Origin of the sequence: Haloterrigena sp. KLK7, from assembly GCF_037914945.1 — an archaeon.
GTDB lineage: Archaea > Halobacteriota > Halobacteria > Halobacteriales > Natrialbaceae > Haloterrigena > Haloterrigena salinisoli.
This window is the reverse complement of sequence record NZ_CP149787.1, coordinates 1458913-1478963: the sequence shown is the minus strand read 5'-3', so window position 1 is coordinate 1478963 and position 20051 is coordinate 1458913. Positions and strand designations below refer to the sequence as shown.

Annotated in this window: 20 protein-coding genes; 8 read left to right on the top strand and 12 right to left on the bottom strand. The window is 65.9% G+C overall.

Annotation, left to right across the window (positions count from 1 at the left end):
* Positions 1-151: 151 nt before the first annotated feature.
* Entirely contained in the window at positions 152-2353 is a 2202-nt protein-coding gene (locus WD430_RS07305; RefSeq protein WP_339105359.1) for a (Fe-S)-binding protein, read from the bottom strand.
* 179 nt (positions 2354-2532) lie between these two features.
* Between WD430_RS07305 and WD430_RS07300 the strand changes: the two genes are divergently transcribed.
* The 3 genes from WD430_RS07300 to WD430_RS07290 all read left to right on the top strand — a co-directional run bounded on the left by WD430_RS07300 (position 2533) and on the right by WD430_RS07290 (position 4524).
* Entirely contained in the window at positions 2533-3123 is a 591-nt protein-coding gene (locus tag WD430_RS07300) for a conditioned medium-induced protein 4 (RefSeq protein ID WP_339105358.1), read from the top strand.
* Positions 3124-3350: 227 nt separating this feature from the next.
* Positions 3351-4046 (top strand): hypothetical protein, encoded by a 696-nt coding sequence (locus tag WD430_RS07295; RefSeq protein ID WP_339105357.1) that lies wholly within the window; start codon positions 3351-3353, stop codon positions 4044-4046.
* A gap of 115 nt (positions 4047-4161) precedes the next feature.
* On the top strand, positions 4162-4524 hold the full coding sequence (locus tag WD430_RS07290) for a hypothetical protein (RefSeq protein ID WP_407067139.1): 363 nt from the start codon (positions 4162-4164) through the stop codon (positions 4522-4524).
* 54 nt (positions 4525-4578) lie between these two features.
* Here the strand turns inward: WD430_RS07290 and WD430_RS07285 are convergent, their stop codons facing one another.
* The 3 genes from WD430_RS07285 to WD430_RS07275 all read right to left on the bottom strand — a co-directional run bounded on the left by WD430_RS07285 (position 4579) and on the right by WD430_RS07275 (position 6098).
* Positions 4579-5187, bottom strand: a complete 609-nt coding sequence (locus WD430_RS07285; RefSeq protein WP_339105356.1) for an L-threonylcarbamoyladenylate synthase — start codon at positions 5185-5187, stop codon at positions 4579-4581.
* Between the two features lie 93 nt (positions 5188-5280).
* Entirely contained in the window at positions 5281-5793 is a 513-nt protein-coding gene (locus WD430_RS07280) for a redoxin domain-containing protein (protein ID WP_339105355.1), read from the bottom strand.
* Positions 5793-6098: a glutathione S-transferase N-terminal domain-containing protein gene (locus tag WD430_RS07275; protein ID WP_339105354.1), complete on the bottom strand. Its 306-nt coding sequence runs from the start codon at positions 6096-6098 to the stop codon at positions 5793-5795. Before WD430_RS07275 ends, WD430_RS07280 begins: the two co-directional genes overlap by 1 nt.
* Before the next feature lie 111 nt (positions 6099-6209).
* On the opposite strand from WD430_RS07275, the gene WD430_RS07270 reads away from it, so the two are divergent.
* Entirely contained in the window at positions 6210-7613 is a 1404-nt protein-coding gene (locus tag WD430_RS07270; protein ID WP_339105353.1) for a hemolysin family protein, read from the top strand.
* Here WD430_RS07270 and WD430_RS07265 read toward each other — a convergent pair whose 3' ends face one another.
* From WD430_RS07265 to WD430_RS07255, 3 genes are read right to left on the bottom strand one after another with little or no spacing between them, the layout of a single operon-like run.
* Positions 7614-8069, bottom strand: a complete 456-nt coding sequence (locus tag WD430_RS07265) for an acyl-CoA thioesterase (protein WP_339105352.1) — start codon at positions 8067-8069, stop codon at positions 7614-7616.
* A gap of 47 nt (positions 8070-8116) precedes the next feature.
* Positions 8117-9121: an AAA family ATPase gene (locus WD430_RS07260; RefSeq protein WP_339105351.1), complete on the bottom strand. Its 1005-nt coding sequence runs from the start codon at positions 9119-9121 to the stop codon at positions 8117-8119.
* 59 nt (positions 9122-9180) lie between these two features.
* The gene (locus WD430_RS07255; protein ID WP_339105350.1) at positions 9181-10302 is read right to left on the bottom strand and encodes a CARDB domain-containing protein; all 1122 of its coding nucleotides are present in this window, start codon (positions 10300-10302) and stop codon (positions 9181-9183) included.
* Between the two features lie 340 nt (positions 10303-10642).
* Between WD430_RS07255 and rnz the strand changes: the two genes are divergently transcribed.
* The gene (gene rnz, locus WD430_RS07250) at positions 10643-11587 is read left to right on the top strand and encodes a ribonuclease Z (RefSeq protein ID WP_339105349.1); all 945 of its coding nucleotides are present in this window, start codon (positions 10643-10645) and stop codon (positions 11585-11587) included.
* Between the two features lie 454 nt (positions 11588-12041).
* The gene (locus WD430_RS07245) at positions 12042-14018 is read left to right on the top strand and encodes a DUF460 domain-containing protein (protein ID WP_339105348.1); all 1977 of its coding nucleotides are present in this window, start codon (positions 12042-12044) and stop codon (positions 14016-14018) included.
* Here the strand turns inward: WD430_RS07245 and WD430_RS07240 are convergent, their stop codons facing one another.
* Positions 14019-14273: a hypothetical protein gene (locus WD430_RS07240; protein ID WP_339105347.1), complete on the bottom strand. Its 255-nt coding sequence runs from the start codon at positions 14271-14273 to the stop codon at positions 14019-14021.
* A 99-nt stretch (positions 14274-14372) separates the two neighbouring features.
* Positions 14373-14552, bottom strand: a complete 180-nt coding sequence (locus WD430_RS07235; RefSeq protein WP_339105346.1) for a hypothetical protein — start codon at positions 14550-14552, stop codon at positions 14373-14375.
* A 123-nt stretch (positions 14553-14675) separates the two neighbouring features.
* Here WD430_RS07235 and eif1A point away from each other — a divergent pair, with 123 nt between their 5' ends.
* The gene (gene eif1A / locus WD430_RS07230) at positions 14676-14966 is read left to right on the top strand and encodes a translation initiation factor eIF-1A (protein ID WP_339105345.1); all 291 of its coding nucleotides are present in this window, start codon (positions 14676-14678) and stop codon (positions 14964-14966) included.
* 581 nt (positions 14967-15547) lie between these two features.
* Complete coding sequence (locus WD430_RS07225) at positions 15548-16897, top strand: S8 family peptidase (protein ID WP_339105344.1); 1350 nt, start codon at positions 15548-15550, stop codon at positions 16895-16897.
* Between the two features lie 119 nt (positions 16898-17016).
* Here WD430_RS07225 and WD430_RS07220 read toward each other — a convergent pair whose 3' ends face one another.
* From WD430_RS07220 to WD430_RS07210, 3 genes are all read right to left on the bottom strand, one after another.
* A complete protein-coding gene (locus tag WD430_RS07220) occupies positions 17017-18129 on the bottom strand; it encodes an alanine--glyoxylate aminotransferase family protein (protein ID WP_339105343.1) in 1113 nt (370 codons plus the stop codon).
* Between the two features lie 122 nt (positions 18130-18251).
* Positions 18252-19211 (bottom strand): plastocyanin/azurin family copper-binding protein, encoded by a 960-nt coding sequence (locus WD430_RS07215; protein ID WP_339105342.1) that lies wholly within the window; start codon positions 19209-19211, stop codon positions 18252-18254.
* 230 nt (positions 19212-19441) lie between these two features.
* Entirely contained in the window at positions 19442-20035 is a 594-nt protein-coding gene (locus tag WD430_RS07210) for a twin-arginine translocation signal domain-containing protein (protein WP_339105341.1), read from the bottom strand.
* Between the last annotated feature and the right edge of the window lie 16 nt (positions 20036-20051).

The window sequence follows — 20051 nt, the reverse complement described above, 5'->3', positions numbered from 1 at the left end:
CTCTCGTCTCTCGAGTAACCGTTTTCCGCGAGGCGAACCGTAGGCGGAGACGCGTCTCACGCCGGCATCGAATTGGGTCTCGAGAGAATCGGAAACACGTTCGAACGCGATTACGGCGGACAGTTCACCGAACCGGAACCGGATGAACTGATCAGTCGGCCGCGACCTCGAGGTTCGCTTCCTCCTCCTTGCCGATCGCTTCGACGATGAGTTCGGCGACGTCGACGATCTCGATCTCGTCCTCGTAGCCGCCGGTCTTGCGGCCGTCCTCGTACATCGTCATGCACATCGGACAGGCGACGACGAACTTCTCGACGCCGGGGCCGCTGTCGGTGTCCTCGAGAGCCTCCCGAATCCGTTCCTCGCTGGGCTTTGGCTCTTCCTCGAAGTCCATCCAGAGGCCGCCGCCGCCACCGCCACAACAGAAGGAGTTGTCGCGGTTGCGGGGCATCTCGTCGAGTTCACAGCCCGTGGCGCGGATGAGTTCGCGCGGGGCCTCGTACTCGTCGTTGTACCGGCCGAGATGGCAGGGGTCGTGGTAGGTGACCGTGTAGTCGAGTTCGGTGCCGTTCAGATTCAGTTTGCCCTCACGGACTAACTCTTCGACGGCCTGGGTCCAGTGGTAGACCTCGATCTCGCCGTCCGCGTTCCACTGCTCGTCGTACTCGAAGGGCATCATCGGATCGTCGGCGAACTCGTCGAAGTTGAGCTCCGGATACTCGTTCTCGAACGTGTTGTAGGAGTGGGGATCCGTACAGACGATTTTGTCGAACTCGCAGTCCTCCCAGGTCTCGACGTGGTGGCCGGCCAGTTCGACGTAGAGCAGTTCCTCGCCGACGCGGCGGATGTCGTTGCCGTCGTACTTCTCGTCGTCGAAGAGGATGCCGAAGCTGACGTCCGCCTCCTTCAGAATCGTCGCCAGCGAGCGGGCGACCTGCTTGTTGCGCTCGTCGTAGCTCGGGAAGTCGCCGACGTACCAGAGGTAGTCGACTTCCTCCTCGCGGGCGTCGGGGACGTCGAACTCGAGTTCCTCGCTCCAGTCACCGCGGTTGCGCGGCGAGTCGCCGAACGTGTTGCCGTTCTGCATGACGTTCTGGAAGACGTCCTGCATGCTGGGGGCCACGTCGCCCTGATCTGTCATCTGGCGGTTGAGCCGAGTGAAGGACTGGAGGTGCTCGATCTCGACGGGACAGGCGTCCATACAGGCCATGCAGGCCATGCAGGACTCCATCGTCTCCGTGTCGATCACGCTCGTCCCGCCATCGGCGATGATCGGCCGCTCCTCGCCGCCGGCCTCGAGGTCCTCCCGATACTTGCGGAGGTCGAGGATGACGTCGCGCGGGTCCAGCGGGCGGTTGGAGGCCTTCGCGGGGCAGACCGACGAACAGCGACCGCACTTGGTACAGGCGTCCTGGTCGAGGATCTCCTTCCAGGTGAAGTCGTCGATGGACTCGGCGTTGGTCGCGTCCAGATCAGACGGAACGTTGGGAAGGCGCCGCCCGGCCTTCTCGTCGCGCGTGACGACGTTCGCGAACGACGAGAGCATGTGGAACGGCTTGCCGGCGTGGGGGATCCACGCGATGAAGAAGAGCGCGAGCAGCGAGTGAGACCACCACGTCAGCCAGTGGAGCGTCTCGGCGTTGAAGCCGAGGTTGGCGACGGCAGTGTACCCCGCGCCGGTCGCTGCTCCGGTCGTCGGTAGACCGACCGCGTCGAAGGCCGTCGCCAGCCCGTAGCCGACGAAACTGACGACCTCGTGGTCCGGCATTCCGCTGATGTAGATGCGAAAGCCCTCGAGCAGGAAGCCGCCGACGCCGAGACCGAACAGCGTCCAGATGAAGATATCGTCCTCGTTAGAGGTGTGTCGGCCCCAGAGACGGTGATTCTGGACCCAGTAGCGCCGATAGAGCGCCATTCCGATCCCGACGACGAACAGCAGTCCCATCGCGTCGACGATGAACTGGTAGGTGAGATAGAAGTCGCCCTCCCAGAACGTCAACCCGAGCAGCAGTTCGGTTCCGTACTGTTCGGCGGCGATGATCGACGTCGCGATCAACAGCGTCAGGAACCCCCAGAGGATAAACGAGTGCATCAGGCCGCCGTAGAGATCCCTGTTGAACTGTTTCTCGTTCGAGATGACGATCTTCGCCGCGCTGACGATACGACTCGGTAGTTCGTTGAGCCGAGCGAACGGATCGCCGTCGCCCTCGGTGTACCGACTGAACCGCCGGTAGACGCCGTAGGCGAAGACGGCGAGCGTTACCGCGACCAGGAAATAGAACAGCACGTATTCCACGCCGCCGATTCCCAGGTAGGTCTCCCTGCTCACCTCCGACTGTGCTATGGTGTTCATGTACAATGACGTGGGAGGCTATGACTTAATTCTTGTCACGGCCCGCAGACCATACCCTACTGCCGTCTTGCGAAAATTCACCACGCACATCTAGTTTATAATAATTCACGATGTCTATTCTCAGCCCCAACGCTATCTGGCAACAGGCTTAAATAGCCGCCCGTCGGGAGTGTCCATCCATGAACGATAAAACCGAGGAACTCCGCGATATCTTCACCGACGTCACCGACGGCGAGGAAACCGTCACCGAATCGCAGGAGAACACCCGCGGATCGCTCGATCGCGACGAGCGGTCCGACGAAGAGCGTCTCGAGAGCGTCGTCCAGCAGATGCGCGAGCGCTACGGGTTCGACGTGTCGCTGTCCGACGACGAGCTCATCGAGGTCGCGCGAGGCTTCTACGACGGCGACAGCGACGCCGACATCGCCGCCGATCTCGACGTCGACGAGGAGACGGTCTTCGAGGCCCGCATGTCGCTGCACCTCGTGGGCGAGGACGACGCCGACGAGGTCGACCTCGCGGCGATCCGCGACCGCGAGGAGGACGACGCCACCCTCGCCGACGAGTACGACGTCAGCGAGCCACAGATCCGCCGCTACCGCCGCGTCGCCGCGGCCGAGGACGAGTCCCGCGCCGCCAACGACCGCTACCGCGACGAGTTCGACAGCGTCCTCGCCGACGCCGACCTCTCCGAGCGCATGACCACCGACGTCCGCGAGGACGGCCTCGAGGACGCGACCGAGGGAATGGAGACGGACGTAGAGTTCTAGAGACGAACTTTTTTAACGGGGTCCTCGCTCGCTTCGCTCGCTCGAACCCAGCCAAAAAACTTCGATGAAAAAAGGCCGAACGCTCGCTCCGCTCGCGTTCGGTACAACCGCTTTCCCTACCGCACAGCGAACGCTGTGGTTTCCCTCGAGATAACGCCTCCATTTCCACTCGAGAGGATTCCACTCCCGTCCGAGACTTTTTACGAGAAGGGGCGGCCAGACCGCCCGTGTCTCGAGCCCACGTTTCCTTCAGCGACCTGCGAACGGCCGCGTACTGTCCGCGAAAGTGTTACTACCAGCGGACGCGCGACGACGTCGACCGCGAGCCGCCGGATCGAGTCGAGTCCGTTCGAGCGCTCTCGACCCGCTACGCGGAACTGCTCGAGTCGCCGGCGGGCGCGCTCGAGGGCGAACCGATCGCCGTCCCACCGGTCAGCTACCGCGAGCGGTTGGCCGCGACCCGCGAGCGACTCGCGGCGCGCGAACAGTGGGACCGCCTCTGTGAACCCGACGAGCGGGACGTCCTCGCGACCGGCCGCCACTGCCGCGGGATCGTTCACAAGGTCCTCGCGGACCCCCTCGAGCCGGTACTGGTCTCGTCCGGCGAACCGCCGTCGGACGGCGTTTGGGAGCCCCAATCGGTCCACGCCGTCGCGGCCGCGAAGGCGCTGGCCTGGGAGCACCAGCAGTCGGTCGACCGCGCGTGGCTCGAGTACCCCGCCTACGGCGTGATTCGCTCGATCGACCTGACGACGCGGCGGAAAGCGCGATATCGACGCGCGCTCCGGACGGTGTGGGATCTCGACGGCCCGCCGGCCCGCACGACGAACCGCTCGAAGTGCGAGTCCTGCGAGTTCGCCGCCCAATGTGGCGTCCGGACCCGAACCCTGCGCTCGCTGTTGCCCGGATTCGGCTCGGGATGAGTCGGAACCTGATATCGGGCACAACGGCTTGTAAGTCACGAATTCAGACGTATAAGCGATCCTGTGGGAGTGATACCGAGAGACTTTTACTCGTAACCGAGTAGTGTGTTCTACGATGATGTGGCAAGACCTCGTCTTCCTCGCCGGAAGCGTCTTCTCGATCGCCGTCCTCGCCCCGACGATCCGGGACCCGGCCGCACAGGTCCCGCTGGGCTCGAGCGTCCCGTCGATGACGGTCGGGACCGTCTACTCGATTACCTACGCGACGATGGGGATGACCTTCTCCGCGCTCGGATCGTTCGGCGTCGCGACCATGTGGTCGTTGATCGCCTGTTACCGCTCGCCCGGTCCCGTCAGCGGACCGAAAACGATCGCCCGGTTCGTCGCGTCACTGCCCGGCCGCGCCCGGCGGTCCGTGACCGACGCGCTCGGTGCCGGACCGTCCGCGGCGACCGACGCAGAGCAAGCGGCCGACTGACCCTCGTTTTCGCCGTTTTCGCCGTTTCGTCCCCGATTCGACTTCGACTCCTGTTCAGTGCGCCTCGAGCCACGCCTCGATCTCGTCGGCCAGCGCCCCGCGGCGGTGGATCGTCTCCGACTCGAGGTCGACGACAGTGCTCGGGACCGTCTCGTCGATCGACGCGTACAGGTCGTCGGCCTCGAGGACGACCGCTTCGTCCAGTACCTGTCGGCCGATGTCCTCGATTCGCCGAGCACTGGGCTCCCCGCTGACGTTGGCGCTCGTGGCGGTGACCGGCCGGTCGGCGGCCTCGAGAAAGCGGAGCGCCGGCTCGCAGTCGGGGACCCGGACGCCGACCCGGTCGCGACCGGCCGTGAGAACGTCGGGCAGCGGCTCTCGCCGCCGACAGAGCAGCGTCACGGGGCCCGGCAGGAACTCGTCGGCGAACGCACGCTCGCGCTCGCTCGAGCGGACGTACCCCTCCTCGACGGCCGTCTCGAAGGTCGGCACGGCGAACGAGACCGGTTTCGAGCGATCCCGTCCCTTGGCTTCGAAGACCCGTTCGACGGCGTCGGGATCGAGCGCGTCTGCGCCGAGCCCGTAGACCGTCTCAGTCGGATACACCACCAGTTCGCCCGCGCGGACCGCTTCCGCGGCGCGCTCGAGAGCGTCCTCGTCCATACCCGTCTCTCGCCGCGTCGGCGACAAAAACGTAGCGTCACGCCGTCCGCTCCGCTCCTCGGAGCGGAAACGGTTCCCGTTCCGCGAGCCGACTCACTCGAGGCCCAGTTCCGACTCGAGGTCGTCGTACGGCGGGAACTCGGGCCACTCGGTGGCGACCCAGGCGCCGTCGATCGTCAGGTCGGACTCGAGTCCGAAGACGGCGACGCGCGGTTCGGTGATCCCCGCCATGCCGTCCAGATCGTTGACGACGCCGAGCGAGTCGGCGACGTCGTTGGCCGGATCGGCGAAGACGGGAAGCGGGAGGTCGTTCTCGTCGAGGAACGACGAGACCGCGTACGGCGTCGACGCGGTGAGACCGACGATCCGGTCGGCGCGGTCGAACCAGTCCCGCTCGTCGAGCTCGTCGTAGATGTACTTCGCGGCGAAGGAGCCGATCATCGGCGTGCAGACGAGGACCGTTCGTCCCTCGTCGGCGGCGACCTCGGAGAGGCTCCGGTCCTCCCAGAACTCGTCGGTGACCAGCGGGCGCGTGATATCGGGCGCCTCGTCGCCCGCCTCGAGGTGGTCCGCGGGGCCGAGGTCGGTGACCTCGAAGTCCGGCATCAGTCGTCACCTCCGGTCGCGGCCGCGTCGGCGCCGTCGCCGTAGGTCGACTCGAGGTAGTCGACGATGTTGGCGCTCTCGGCCATCGTGACGCCCGTGTTCTCGTCGACTACGACGGGAACGGTGCGGACGCCGGCGACCCGTTTGACGACGTCGCGCCGCGAGTGCATCGGTTCGACGAACCGCGATCGGTACTCCAGATCGTACTCGTTGAGCAGCCGAGCGACGCGTTCGCAGTAGGGACACGCCTGTAGCCGGTAGAACGTGATCGGTGCGTCGCTGGCCGGGGTGGCGGACGCTTCCATACTCGTTCGTTGGGGAAACGAGCGGGTAAACGTGTCGTCGGCGGCGAGGCGGACCCGCTACCTGCCGAGATGGTAAACGGTTAACCGATCCGGCTACAAGCCTCCACATCAATGGCGTTATCTCTGCCGTCCGCGGTCGTAGCCGCCGCCTACGAGGTGCCAGTCGTGGGTCTCGAGTTCGACGAGTCGACGGTGACGATTCTCGGCAGCATCGCCGTACTCCTGCTTATCGGATTCTCTGCGTTCTTCTCCTCCTCGGAGATCGCGATGTTCAACCTGCCGAAACACCGCCTCGAGGGGATGGTCGAGGAGGGCGTCCCGGGCGCCGAACTGGTCAAGTCACTCAAGGACGATCCCCACCGCCTTCTCGTGACGATTCTCGTCGGCAACAACATCGTCAACATCGCGATGTCCTCGATCGCGACGGCGATCCTGTCGCTGCACTTCGGCGGACTGGTCGGCGTGTTGCTGGCGACGTTCGGGATCACCGCGCTCGTCCTCCTGTTCGGCGAGAGCGTTCCCAAGTCCTACGCCGTCGAGAACGCCGCGTCGTGGTCGATCCGCATCTCGAGGCCGCTGAAGGCGACGGAGTACCTGTTGTTTCCGTTGATCATTCTCTTCGACTACCTCACCCGACAGGTCAACAGGCTCATCGGCTCGACCGGTGCGATCGAGTCGCCGTACGTCACCCGCGACGAGATCCAGGAGATGATCGAGTCCGGCGAACGCGAGGGCGTCTTGGAGGAGGAGGAACACGAGATGCTCCAGCGGATCTTCCGCTTCAACAACACCATCGTCAAGGAGGTCATGACGCCCCGATTGGACATGACCGCGGTCCCCAAGGACGCCGAGATCGACGAGGCCATCGAGACCTGTATCCAGAGCGGCCACGCCCGCGTGCCGGTCTACGAGGGCAGTCTCGACAACGTCCTCGGCGTCGTTCACATCCGCGATCTCGTTCGCGATCTGAACTACGGGGAGACCGAGGCCGAGAACCTGGCCCTGGAGGACCTCATCCAGCCGACGCTGCACGTCCCCGAGTCGAAGAACGTCGACGAACTGCTGACCGAGATGCGGGAAAACCGGATGCACATGGCGATCGTCATCGACGAGTTCGGCACCACCGAGGGGCTGGTGACCGTCGAGGACATGATCGAGGAGATCGTCGGCGAGATCCTCAAGTCCGGCGAGGACGAACCGATCGAACAGCTCGACGACCGCACCGTCATCGTCCGCGGCGAGGTCAACATCGAGGACGTCAACGAGGCCCTCGAGATCGACCTCCCCGAGGGCGAGGAGTTCGAGACCATCGCCGGCTTCATCTTCAACCGCGCGGGCCGGCTCGTCGAGGAGGGCGAGGAGATCACCTACGACGGCGTCCGCATCACCGTCGAGACCGTCGAGAACACCCGCATCATGAAGGCCAGGCTGCGGAAACTCGAGCAGCCGCCCGAACCCCTCGAGGAAGCGTCGGAGGAAGCGGAGTCCGACGAGGAGTCGGTCCCCTCGGAGTAGTCAGTCGTCGCCGTTAGCGGTCCTATCGGCCTCGAGCATTCGATCCCGGAGTTCTCGGCCTCGTTCGGAGTCGACCGTTAGCTCCGGGACGGGCACCGGTGATCCGTCCTCGTCGATCGCGACGAAGGTGAACGACGACTCGGTCGTCCGCTCGGTCTCGCCGGTTCTGGGCTCCTCGCGCCAGGCGCGCAGTCCGACGTGGACGCTCCGACGACCCGCGTCGTAGACGAAGGCCTCGACCATCGCGGTGTCGCCGATCCCGATCGGGCGCTCGAAGTCGAGTTCGTTCACCCGGGCGGTGACGCAGGTCTCGCCGGCGAATCGCATCGCCGACATCGCGCCGATCTCGTCGAGCCACTTCATGAGGTTGCCGCCGTGGAGCGTCTCGTTGTTGTTCGCGTGGTTCGGCTGCACCCGATATCGGTTCTTGATGTACGTGTCGAGTACGGTGGGCATAGCAGTACTCGAGAGGGGGACCCGAAAAAGCTTGCAGAAACGGGCAACTATGCGTCTCGACCCAGTTCGGCGAGCAGGTGGGAGACGTGGATCCGGTCGCTCGAGCCCTCCTGCATCTCGAACTCGATATCGGCGGCCAGCCGGTGGATGCGGGCCAGCCGCTCGCCCTGGTATCGCTTGCGAGCGACACCGAGGATCGAGTCGAGCACCTCGCCGCCGTCTAACCCCTCGTCGACCAGCAGGTCGTCGAGGGTCTTGCGGGCGTCCGTGAAGTCGCCGGCCTCGGCGTCGTCTAACATCCCCTCGACCTCGTCCTCGAGGCCGACCTCGCCGATGGTCTCGTAGGCCGCCTGCATCGTCAGTTCGCCCTCGTCCTCGACGGTGGTCTGGGCCGCCAGGATCGCCTGCCGGAGGTTGCCGTTCGCGTAGCCGGCGACGAACTCGAGGCCGTCCGCGTCGTACTCGACGCCCTCGGCCTCGACGATTCGCTCTAAGACGGCGACGGTCTCCTCGCTCGTGGGCGCGCGGACGGGAACGGGGAAACACCGCGAGCGGATCGGCGGAATGAGCTTCGTGGGCTGGCGGGTGGCGATGATAAACTGCGTCGTCCGGTGGTGTTGCTCCATGATCCGGCGCAGCGCCTGCTGGAAGTCCTCGCGGACGTCCTCGGCGTTGTCCAGCAGGACCGTCTTGTAGTCGCCGGAGACGGAGGCGTAACTCGCCGACTCCTTGAGGACGTGGTTGATCATGTCCCGCTTGGACATCGACGACCGGCCGACCAGGAACTGGGCGAACCGCGGGTCGTTCTTGATCTCGGTCTTCGTGCGCCCGAAGAAGTCGGCGACGTTGATCTCGATCAGGTCGTTGTCCGGGTCAGCGTGCGCCTCGCGGGCGAGCGCGCGCGCCGCCGCCGTCTTCCCGCTGCCGGGCGGGCCCTGCAGGAGGAGGTTGATCGGCTCGTCGACGGCCCGCTGGAGGTACTCGCGGGCGTCGTCCTGGGGCAACTCGGCCAGCTCGGGGGCGTGGGTGTCAGTCCACAGCGGCGCGTCCATCGGCCGTCCGTAGGGCCGGCCGGGGTAAGAATCGGTCGGTCCGTCGCCGCCGCTTCTCGTTACTCGCCGTCGGTCTCGCTCTCGTTGCCCGCACCGTTCCCACCCGCGACGTCGGCGAGCGTGAACGTCGTCTCGATGCGCTCGCCCTCGTACTCGAGCGGCGTCGCGTTCTCGGGGGCGCTCGGGTCGCCCGTCGCGACGAGCGCGGTCAGCTCGTCGTCGTCCTCGACGGTCGCGTTCTCGTCGAATTCGACGGTGACGTTCCCGTGTTCGCCGGGTCCGAATCCGTCGCTGGTCCCGACGACGGTGTCGTTCGCGTCCCGGACGGCGACGAATCCCTCCCGGGGCGTCGCGACGTCCGCTGTGATCGCGTCGTCGCTCGCCTCGACGATGTCGATCCCGGGCGTCGTGTGGAACGTGAGTTCGATCTCGCTGAGCTCCCCGTCGCCCTCGGTGTAGACGCCGACGGTTCGGTTGCCTGCCGCGAGGCCGGTCGTGTTGATCTCGAAGGTGACCTCGCCGGTCTCTCCGGCCCCCAGCTCCAGGGCCTGCTGCTCGAGGACGGCGCCGTCGAGTCGCAGTTCGACGCTCTGCTGGCTCCCCAGATCGCTCGGATTGGCGATCTCGGCGCTGACCTCGATCGTCTCGTTGGTCGTCGCCGAGTCGGGCGCGCTGAGGGACTCGACCCTGAAGGAGTCGTCGAGCGCGTCCTCGGTGTCGCCGGTCACCGTCGCGGTGTCCGAGACCGGGTAGCCGTCCGCGAGGTAGGGCTGATCGTCTTCGCCGTCGCTGTCGCCGTAGTCGTAGCTCTCGTCGCCGTCGCTGTCGCGGTGGACCGTCGCGGTGAGCTGACCGACGAGTTCGGTCTGGGCGTCCTCGCCGCGCTCGACGGTCACGTTCTCGTGGGTCCCCGCCTCGAGGTAGTCGGAGACGGCCACCGTCTCGCCGTCGCTCCCGGCCACGACGACGAAGCCGCCGTCAGAGAGGCTGACCTCGTCGACGGTGACCGATTCCCCGTCGCCGCGCTGGTCGTCGAACGTGATCGACGCGTCGGGATTCTCCTCGACGCCGAATATCGCGGGGGCCTGGAAGATGACGATCCCCGCCGCGAGTACGATCGCGATCGCGAGCAGGATCGCGCCGACCCGCTTGATCGTACCGAACGTCAGTCCTGAACTCATTGGGGGTGGTATCGTCCGTGGGTAGGGGCTCGACGGACGTAAAATACCGAGTCCGTTCGCACGGCGTGGAGCGGTTTCGCCGCCTTCGCGCGAGTCGAAATCGTTCGAAACCGTTCACGCCCGGCTCCGTCCCGTGGCTCGGCCGGTTGCGAGGGCACTCGGACCGAACGCGCGGACGCGATACCGACTCGAGCGCGCCGGCACTCCGAACCGTCGACCGCTCCCGAACCGCCGGAATCGCTCTCGAGTCAGTCCCCGCGGCTCGATGCCCTCTCGAGGCGGAGACGGCCCCAGTGGCCATCCGAAGGGGGTTTAGTGCCGGCAGCCGGAGGAGCCACTGATGCCACTGCGCGTGACGTTTCTGGGGACGGCCGGAGCGATCCCGACGACCGAGCGGAACCCGAGCGCGATCTTCGTCGCTCGAGAGGGCGAGGAGCTGCTGTTCGACGCCGGCGAGGGGACCCAGCGCCAGATGATGCGCTTCGGGACGGGGTTTTCGGTCTCGCACCTGTTCGTCACGCACCTCCACGGCGACCACGTCCTCGGGATTCCCGGGCTGCTCCAGACGATGGACTTCAACGACCGCGAGGAGCCGCTGGCGATCCACGCGCCCCACGGGACGCGCCGCCAGCTGAAGGGGCTGGTGAACGCCCTCGGAAACCGCCCCTCGTTTCCCGTCCGGATCAACGAGGTCGGCGACGGCGACGTGGCCTACCGCGCCGACGAGTACGAGGTCCGCGCGTTCGCGACCGACCACGACGCCCGCTCGGTCGGCTACGCCCTCGTCGAGGACGACCGCAAGGGCCGATTCGACCGCGAGCGCGCCGAAGAGTTGGGGGTACCGGTGGGACCGAAGTTCTCGAAACTCCACGAGGGCGAGCCGGTCGAACTCGAGGACGGGACCGTCGTCGAACCCGAGCAGGTCGTCGGCGACCCCCGTCCCGGCCGGTCGATCGTGTACACCGGCGACACCCGCCCCGCGGCGGCGACGGTCGAGGCCGCCGACGAGCCCGATCTGCTGATCCACGACGCCACGTTCGCCGACGATCGGGCCGACCGCGCCGCCGAGACGGCCCACTCGACGGCCCGCCAGGCCGCCGAGATCGCCACCCGGGCCGGCGCGGATCGGCTCGCGCTGATGCACCTCTCCTCGCGCTACGCGGGTCACACCGACGACCACGAGGCACAGGCCCGCGAGGTCTTCGCGGGCGACGCCGGGAGCGTTTTCGTCCCCGACGACGGCGACGAACTCGAGATTCCGTATCCGGACGGCGAATCGGAATAGCTCGGATCGAACCTCGGGCTCCGTTTCCGAGCGGCTCGACTATCCGTCGCCGATCGAGACAGAAGTCTACAGAGCGCTCGAGCCGTCACAACCGGCGTGCGGTGGCGCACGCTTGACTGCGGTGAGTCATCGACGAACCGCAGTCCGAACTCGTGCGAAGTCTTCGCTCGTGAAACTCGCGAAGACTTGTCAGAGCTTGCTCTGACTGTGGATGAGCGAGTGAACGTCGTGAACGAGCGTAGCGCGGAACCAACGGTTCCGCGGACCGTGCGAACGGGCGCTCCGCGCCCGTGAGCAGAAACCGGCTGGGGAGGGCGTGGTGAGTCCCCGTTGCCACGGTAGCAGGACACTTCGTTTCACCATCGCCTCCATCCAGTCTACGTTCAATACGTACCTCGACGACATCGTGCGAACCCGCGCCGGATTTATACTCGACTCGCCCCTATGGCCCGCTGTGAGTACGCGAACGAGTGCGCTCGATGCGGTCGTCTTCGGAGTCGACATCCAGAGCGGCGACGTGCGCGGGGACGCCCCGTCGTACGCGCTGGCGGTCTACGACGGCGAGGACGTCACTCGAGACGTCGTCACCCACCGCAAGCTCCGGCGACTGATCGACGACGAGGAGCCGGCGATCGTCGCGACGGACAATATGTACGAGCTGGCCGCCGACAAAGACCAGCTCATCCACTTTCTGGGCTCCCTGCCCGCCGGGACGAAGCTCGTCCAGGTGACCGGCGCCGAACAGCCCGAACCGCTCTCCAGGGTCGCGAAACGCCACGGCATCCCTTACGGGAAGGATCCCATGCAGGAGGCCGAGGCCGCGGCCCGGCTGGCCGCCCACAACGTCGGCCACGAGGTCTCCGCGTTCACGGACACCACGACGGTCAAGGTCTCGAGGGGGCGCTCGACCGGCAGCGGCGGCTGGAGCGAGGATCGCTACACCCGCCGCATCCACGGCTCGGTCAGGAAACGGGCCCGCGAGGTCGAGTCCGAACTCGAGGACGCCAACCTCGAGTACGAGCGGGACGTCCGGGAGGCCTACGGCGGCTTCGCCAACGCGGTCTTCACCGTCGAGGCCCGTCCGCAGGACATCCCCGTCTCGCGCAATCGATCGGGCGACGTCCGCGTCGAAATCGAGCGCGAGCGCCGCGACGGCATCGAGTTCAGGCCGCTCGTCAAGCGCCGCGACCACGTCATCGTCGGCATCGACCCCGGGACGACGACCGCGGTCGCCATCGTCTCGCTCGAGGGCGAGGTGTTGGACGTCTGGAGCTCTCGCACCAGCGACACCGCCGACGTGATCGAGTGGATCGTCGAGCGGGGCCGGCCGATCATCGTCGCCGCGGACGTGACGCCGATGCCCGAGACGGTCGAGAAGTTCCGCCGGAGCTTCGACGCCGCGGGCTGGGCCCCCGACAGCGATCTCCCGGTCGACGAGAAACAGCACCGCACGCGCGAGGAACCCTACGATAACGACCACCAGCGCGACGCGATGGCCGCGGCGCTGTACGCCGTCGACGCCCACGAGGATCAGTTCGACCGCATCGCCGACAAACTCCCGCCGGGGATCGACCGCGGCGAGGTCACTGCCCGCGTCGTCGCCGGCGAGGAGAGCGTCGAGGCCGTTCTCACGGACCTGAACGACGACGATACCGGCGGCGAAGAGGAGTCGACCGAACACGAACCCCGCGAACTCACCGAGGAGGAAAAGCGGATCAAACAGCTCGAGCGACAGGTCGAACGCCTCCAGGACCACGTCGAGACCCTCGAGGGCCGCGTCGAGGAGCGCGACGAGCGCATCGAGGAACTCGAGTCGGAACTCACCCTCAAGCGCCGCGAGGAGCGCACGCAGGTCCGCAAGGACCGCGAGGTCAGCCGCTTGGAGCGGAAGGCCGATCGCTTGGAGAGCGAGCGCGACGCGGCCCGGGAGGAGGTCGACGAACTCGAGTCGAAGGTCGAGCGGATGAAGGCCCTCTGGAAGCTCGACCACTCGAACTTCAGCGACGTCTCCGCGAAGAAGGAGGGGCTGGTCCCGGTCAAGGTCGTCGAGAAGTTCACCAAGGGCGCGATCCGCGAGGCCGACGACCAGTACGGGATCGCTTCCGACGACGTCGTCTACCTTCGCGACGCCAGCGGTGCGGGCCGATCGACGGCCGAACTGCTCGCGGGGTTCGAACCACGCGTCATCCTGAAGGACGGCGGGCTCTCGGAGATCGCCGACGAGATCCTCTTCGAGGAGGAGATCCCGGTCGGCCCCGCCGACGACGTCGCCATGCAGGAGGTCGACGAACTCGCCGTCGCCCGCGAGGACGACGTCGAGGCCGTCATCGACGACTGGCACGACCGCGCCGAGGAACGCCGGCGCGATCGAAAGGCGTCGATGGTCGATCAACTCATCAGCGAACACCGCGCCGGCGACAACGAGGTCTGACTACTCCGGCGAGTCCACCGGCGACAGCACCTGCGGTACCTCCTCGAGTTCGACTTCCTCGGTCAGTTCCTCGGGCTGATCGACTGGCCCGTTGACGAACAGCGCGTGTACGATGAAGCCGATCGCGACGAGGCCGAGGACGGCGATCGAGGTCTCGATCTCGATCGCAGTCGCGTAGCCGATCCCCGCGCCGAGGCCGAGGCTCGCGGCGATACACAGCAAGACGAGATCGTAGTAGTGCAGTGAGTAGCCCATACGCGAACACGTCGACGGATCGCCAAAACGTTTCGGAGCGCACTCGCAACGGTGGTATGCCGCCGTCGACGCCGCGCTCACCGGCTGGCGATCGGCCGATCAGAACATCCCGAAGTTCTGGAGCATCCCCGAGATCAGGGACTTGACGACCAGTCCGAGTCCGGCGACCACGAGCGCGATACCGAGCGCGATCAGCGGGTTCGCATATGCGATGAGTCCGATCCCGCCGAGCAGAATCAGGAGCCCGATGATACCGAACGCGTCGAGATTCTTCAGCATACCTAGCACTGCCTAGCCGAAGGAAATAAACGGCGTGGTTTTCCGGTTTCGAGTCGCCGTCGGCGTCGGGTCCGCTCCTCGCGTTGATAAACGATTAAACCGCTAGGCTCCGAACGCTCGCCCATGAGCGACGACGGTAACGGCGGTCGGAAGAACCTCCGGATGCCCGAGGACGACGAGGTCTTCGCGACCGTCACGGACATGCTCGGAGCGAATCGGGTGAAAGTACGCTGTGCCGACGGTCAGGAGCGCACCGCGCGCATTCCCGGTAAGATGCAAAAGCGCATCTGGATCCGCGAGGACGACGTCGTCCTCGTCGAACCCTGGGACTGGCAGGACGAGAAGGCCGACATCACCTGGCGCTACGAGAAGAGCGAGGCCGACCAGCTGCGCGAGGAAGGCCATATCCAATAACCAACCTTTTGCTCTGTCGTTCGAGAGAGCTTCGCTCTCTCGTACTGAGCGAATCGGAGATTCGCGAGGTCCGCGAGACCGAAGGTCTCGCTTGATGACGAAAGGCGCTTTGCGCCTTTCGAACCACGGGCGCGGCTTCGCCGCGCCCTCGGCAAAACGTTGATGAAAAGCATCGGAAGACGCTTCGCGTCTTCCGAGCCCTCGTTCGCTTTCGCTCACGAGGACACTCCTCCTTCCCCTGCGTTCACTCGACTCGCGGCGCGTTGCGCCGCGCTCTCGTTCACTCCGGGTCAGTCGTCGGCCCGCGAGCGCCGTCGGCGCTCGCGGTGAACGGCGGTGCTCACGGATCACTTCGTTCCCCGTTCGCTTCTCCGCGGTTCGGAGTCCCGTAGGGGCAAGAACCGCGCACCGTTCGGGTTCTCCGAACCGCTCACTCGCCGACGGTACGAACGAGGTTCACCGCCGCAGAAAACGCGTTCTCGAGGGTGTCCAGTCAAGCGGCTCGAGAGCGCGACCCATCATTTCTACTGACTGTCATTCAATACAGAAGACTTATTTTGCCTTTGTGCATCCACCCGCGCATGAAACTCAGTCGGCGGCGGTTACTCGGCGGTATCGGGGCCGGCGCCGCGGCCGGACTGTTCGGAGTGCCGGCGTCAGCCGCGGAATCCGGCATCGGCACCGACACCGAGCGAGTGTTCGTCCACCCCGAAACGGGACTGCTCGACGAACTCGGCGAACTCCTCGACGTGGTCGAGGCCGTCGGCGGCACGACGGTCCTCGAGTACGACAACTTCGACTTCGTGGTCGCGAAGGTGCCCTCGAGCGGACTGGACGAGCTGCGGCGCGACCGCCGCGTGGCGTCCGTCGAAGACGACGACGAGACGGGAATTCCCGGGGACTGGTCGCCGTCCCTGCCGGGCATCTTCGATCCCCCCGGCGGCTCGGACTGTTCTACCCATCCCGACCAGCGACCGTCCTGGGGGCTGGAACGCATCGGCGCCCACGACGTCGGTCCGTCCGGGTCGGGCGTCGACGTGGGGATTCTGGACACGGGAATCCAATCGGATCACTGCAGTCTGTCGGTCGCCGGCGGTCGGAACTTCACGAACGACGGGACGGCCGGCGACTACGAGGACCGCCACGGCCACGGGACCCACGTCGCCGGGATCGCCGGTGCGTCGGACAACGATCGCGGCGTCGTCGGCGTCGCTCCCGAGGCGAACCTGTACGCCGTGAAGGTGCTCGGCGACGACGGCTCCGGCCGGTACAGCGAGCTGATCGCCGGAATCGACTGGTGTATGTCCAACGACGTCGAGATCATCTCGATGAGCCTCGGCGGCGAGGCCGAGAGTTCCACGCTCGGCAGGGCGATTGACGCCGCGCATTCGGCGGGACACCTCCTGCTCTGTGCGGCCGGGAACAAGGGGAACGACGGGAGCGACTCCTGTGAGGCGGAGACGATGACCTATCCGGCGACTCACGAGAACGTCGTCGCGGTCACTGCGATGGACGAGAACGACCGGCTGGCGTCCTACAGCAGCGTCGGATCGGCCGTCGATCTGCTGGCGCCGGGGACGAACGTCACCTCGAGCACCGTCGACAACGAGTACGCCGAGGCGAGCGGGACGAGTATGGCGTGTCCGTTCGTCACCGGCGTCGCGGCGCTGGTCTGGGAGACTCGCGAGGAGGACGGCCCGGGACCGACCGATCCGGTTCGGAAGATCCTCGGCGAGACGGCGGAGACGGTGCTCGGAACCTGCGCGGAAGGAGACGGGCTCGTGAACGCCCCGGCGGCGCTCGGCGACGAGCGCGCGACGGAGGGTGCGGACTGGAGCAGCGGTCCCGTCGGCGGGCTTCGGTCGCTACTCGAGCGGTTCGTGGACCTCGTCGCGGGCTTCCTCGAGTGGCTCTGGGGGCTGTTTTCGTAGCCGACGGCGAGTCACCCCGGGTGTCGCCGACGCCTCCAGCCGCCCGCTCGACCCTCGAGACGTCATCACCGTCGGACTATCCCGAGCGGTCGCGCTGGAATCGGAATCCGAGCGGCAGCTCAGAGATCGGCGACGTCCTCGATGGCGTCGGTTAGCTCCTTAATCGACTCGAGGTCGTGTTCGCCCATGTGCCCGATGCGGAACGTCTCCTCGCCGAGCGCCGAGCCGTAGCCGTTCGAGAAGACGAAGTCGTACTCCTCGCTCACGGCGTCGATGGTCTCGGCGACGTCGATCCCCTGCGTGTTCTCGATGCAGGAGACCGTCTGGGACTCGTAGCCCTCCTCGGGGAACATGTCGAAGTGCTCGCGAGCCCACTCGCGGGTGTACTCGGCCATCTCGCGGTGGCGCTCGTCCCGGGCCTCGTGGCCCTCCTCGAGCATGTGTTTCATCTGTTTGCGGTACGCGAGCATGACCGGAATCGCCGGCGTGGAGTGGGTCTGGCCCTTCCGATCGTAGTAATCCAGCGAGCGCTGGAAGCCGCCGTACCACGACGCGGAGTCGCTCTCGAGTTCGCGCTCGTAGGCGTCGTCGCTGACGACGCAGACCGCTAATCCGGGTGGCATCGCGAAGGCCTTCTGGACCGACGTGAAGATGACGTCAATATTGTGGTCGTCGATCTCGACGAGGTCGCCGCCCAGCGCGGAGACGGCGTCGACGACGAAGTACGTGTCCTCGAACTCGGCGACGACGTCGCCGATCTCCTCGATGGGGTTCCGGACGCCCGTCGAGGACTCGTTCATGACGCAGGTGACGACGTCGTAGTCGGTGTCGCTCTCCTCGAGCCGTTCGCGGACGTCCTCGGGCTTGACCGCCTGTCCCCACTCGTACTCGAGGGTGTCGACGGTTTTACCCAGCCGTTCTGCGACGTTGGCCTGCCGTTCGCTGAAACTGCCACAGGTAGTGACGAGGACGTTCTCGTCGACGAGGTTGAGGATCGAGCTCTCCATGAACTCGGTCCCCGAGCCGGTGAGGATGATGACCTCGTTGTCGGTGCCGAGGAACTCCTTCGTGTCCTCGACGATGGTCGTGTAGAGGTCCGTCATGCGGTCCATCCGGTGGCCGAACATCGGCTGGCTCATCTCCTCGATGACGTCCTCGCGTACCTCGGTCGGACCCGGGATGTACAGCGTCTTGTCGGGATAGTCGTCTCCGTATTCGCGTTTCTCTGTCACGGAATCACCTGAGTACGGCCTACTGCGTCGTGCGATGGTATGGTACTTTTGATGCCACGCCGGAGACGGAGCGGTCGTTCGGCGACCGCATCCGCGACGAGCGTCTCCTCTCCGTTAGTCCGCTATTCGGTCGCGTCGATGCGGATATCGCCCTGCATGTGGCTCCGGTGCGGTTCACAGGTATAGATGGCCATCTCCTCGCTGGCTTCGAACGCGAGAACCTGCTCGTCACCGGGATCGCTAGTCAGATCGGTCCTGAGGTCGTCGATCACGTTTCCGTCGGTGTCCAGAATTCGGATGTTGTGTTCGGCGCCGTCACCGTCTGTCCAGCCGAGTTCGTACCGTTCGCCCGCCTCGAGGACGAGCGTCGGGTTCGCCACGTCCTCGAGCGCCGCTGGAGCGATGCCCCTCCAGTCGGCGGTCCTCGCGTACAGTTCGATCGTCGTCTCCGGTTCGATCCGGAACTCGCGGTCCTGCGCTGGCTCCTCCCCGTCGGACGAATCCGACCCTCGGTCGACGGGCGTCTCGACGGAGAGTTCGCCGCGCATAGTGCTCTCGTGGGGAGTGCACACGTAGGCGGCCATCTCCTCGGTCGCCTCGAACTCGAGCCACTGCTCCCCGTCGGGGTCCTGGGTCACGGGCGTCGAGAGATCGTCGACGACGTTGCCGTCGGTGTCGCGGATTTCGATGTTGTGTCCGAGCCCGTCGCCCTCGGTCCACCCGATTCGGTACGTCCGTCCCGCCTCGAGCAGGAGGTCCGGGTTCACGTCGCCCTCGAGTCCGTCCGGCGCGAGCACCCGCCAGCCATCGCGTTCGCCACGGAGTTCGAGCTCTGGTGGCGCCGGAATCTGCTCCTCGCCGGCGTCGTCGGCCGACTCGTCGTCGCCGTTCGATCGGTCCTCGTCGCCGGTATCGTTCGGTTCCGACCCCTGCTCGTCGGACGGTTGCGAGTCCCCGTCGGTCGACTCGTTCGGGTCGTTGACGCTGCTCTCGTCGATACAGCCGGCGAGTGCGGCGCTCGCTGTTGCGAGCCCGACGGCTCGAACGACGGCCCGGCGAGTCATCCGGTCGGAATGAGTCATAGTATCACTACTATCATTGAATAAAAATTCTTTCTATCGATCACATCGTACGATCCGCTCGTCGATACTCTTCTCGGCGTTTCCGAACCGCCTACTGCTCGCGCTTCGATCGAGACGGTCGTCACTCGTCGGCAATGAGCTATAAAACGGGAAAACCGAAACCGACAGATCGTGGACAGAGCGTAGCCCTGTTCGGCGGCGAACTGCGGCGAACGCCGCGTCAGTCGTTATTACTCGGATTCGTTGTCGGACTCGTTGCCGGACTCGTTACCGTTCGCGGACTCGTTGCCGTTTTCAGACTCGTTACCGTTCTCAGACTCGTTGCCGTTGCCGCCGCCGTTGCTGCCTTCGACCTGCAGGTCGCCGTTCATGTTAGCCGAGTGGGGCTGGCAGACGTACTGGGTCATCTCCTCGCTGGCGGTGAACTGGAGCATCTGGTCGCTGGGCTCCTCCTCGGAGACTTCCTCCGTCGAGAGATCGTCGACGACACTGTCGCTGTCGTCCCAAATCTCGATGTTGTGTGACGAGCCGTCGCCCTGCGTCCAGCCGATCTCGTAGTCTTCGCCGGCCTGGAGGATGAGCGTCGGGTTCGACTCGCCCTCGATGTCGCTCGGAGCGATACCGGTCCACTCGGTCGTCTGGGCGTCGAGTTCGATCGTCGTACCGGGGTCGATTTCGTACCCGTCGCTGCCGCCGCCGTTACCGCCGCCGTTCTCGCCGCCGTTACCGCCGCCACCGCCACAGCCGGCGACCATCGTGGCCGCTGCCGTCGCGCCTGTGAGCTTCAACGCTGTCCGCCGTGAGATTGGGTTATCTCGTGCCATCACTACGGGATTAGGA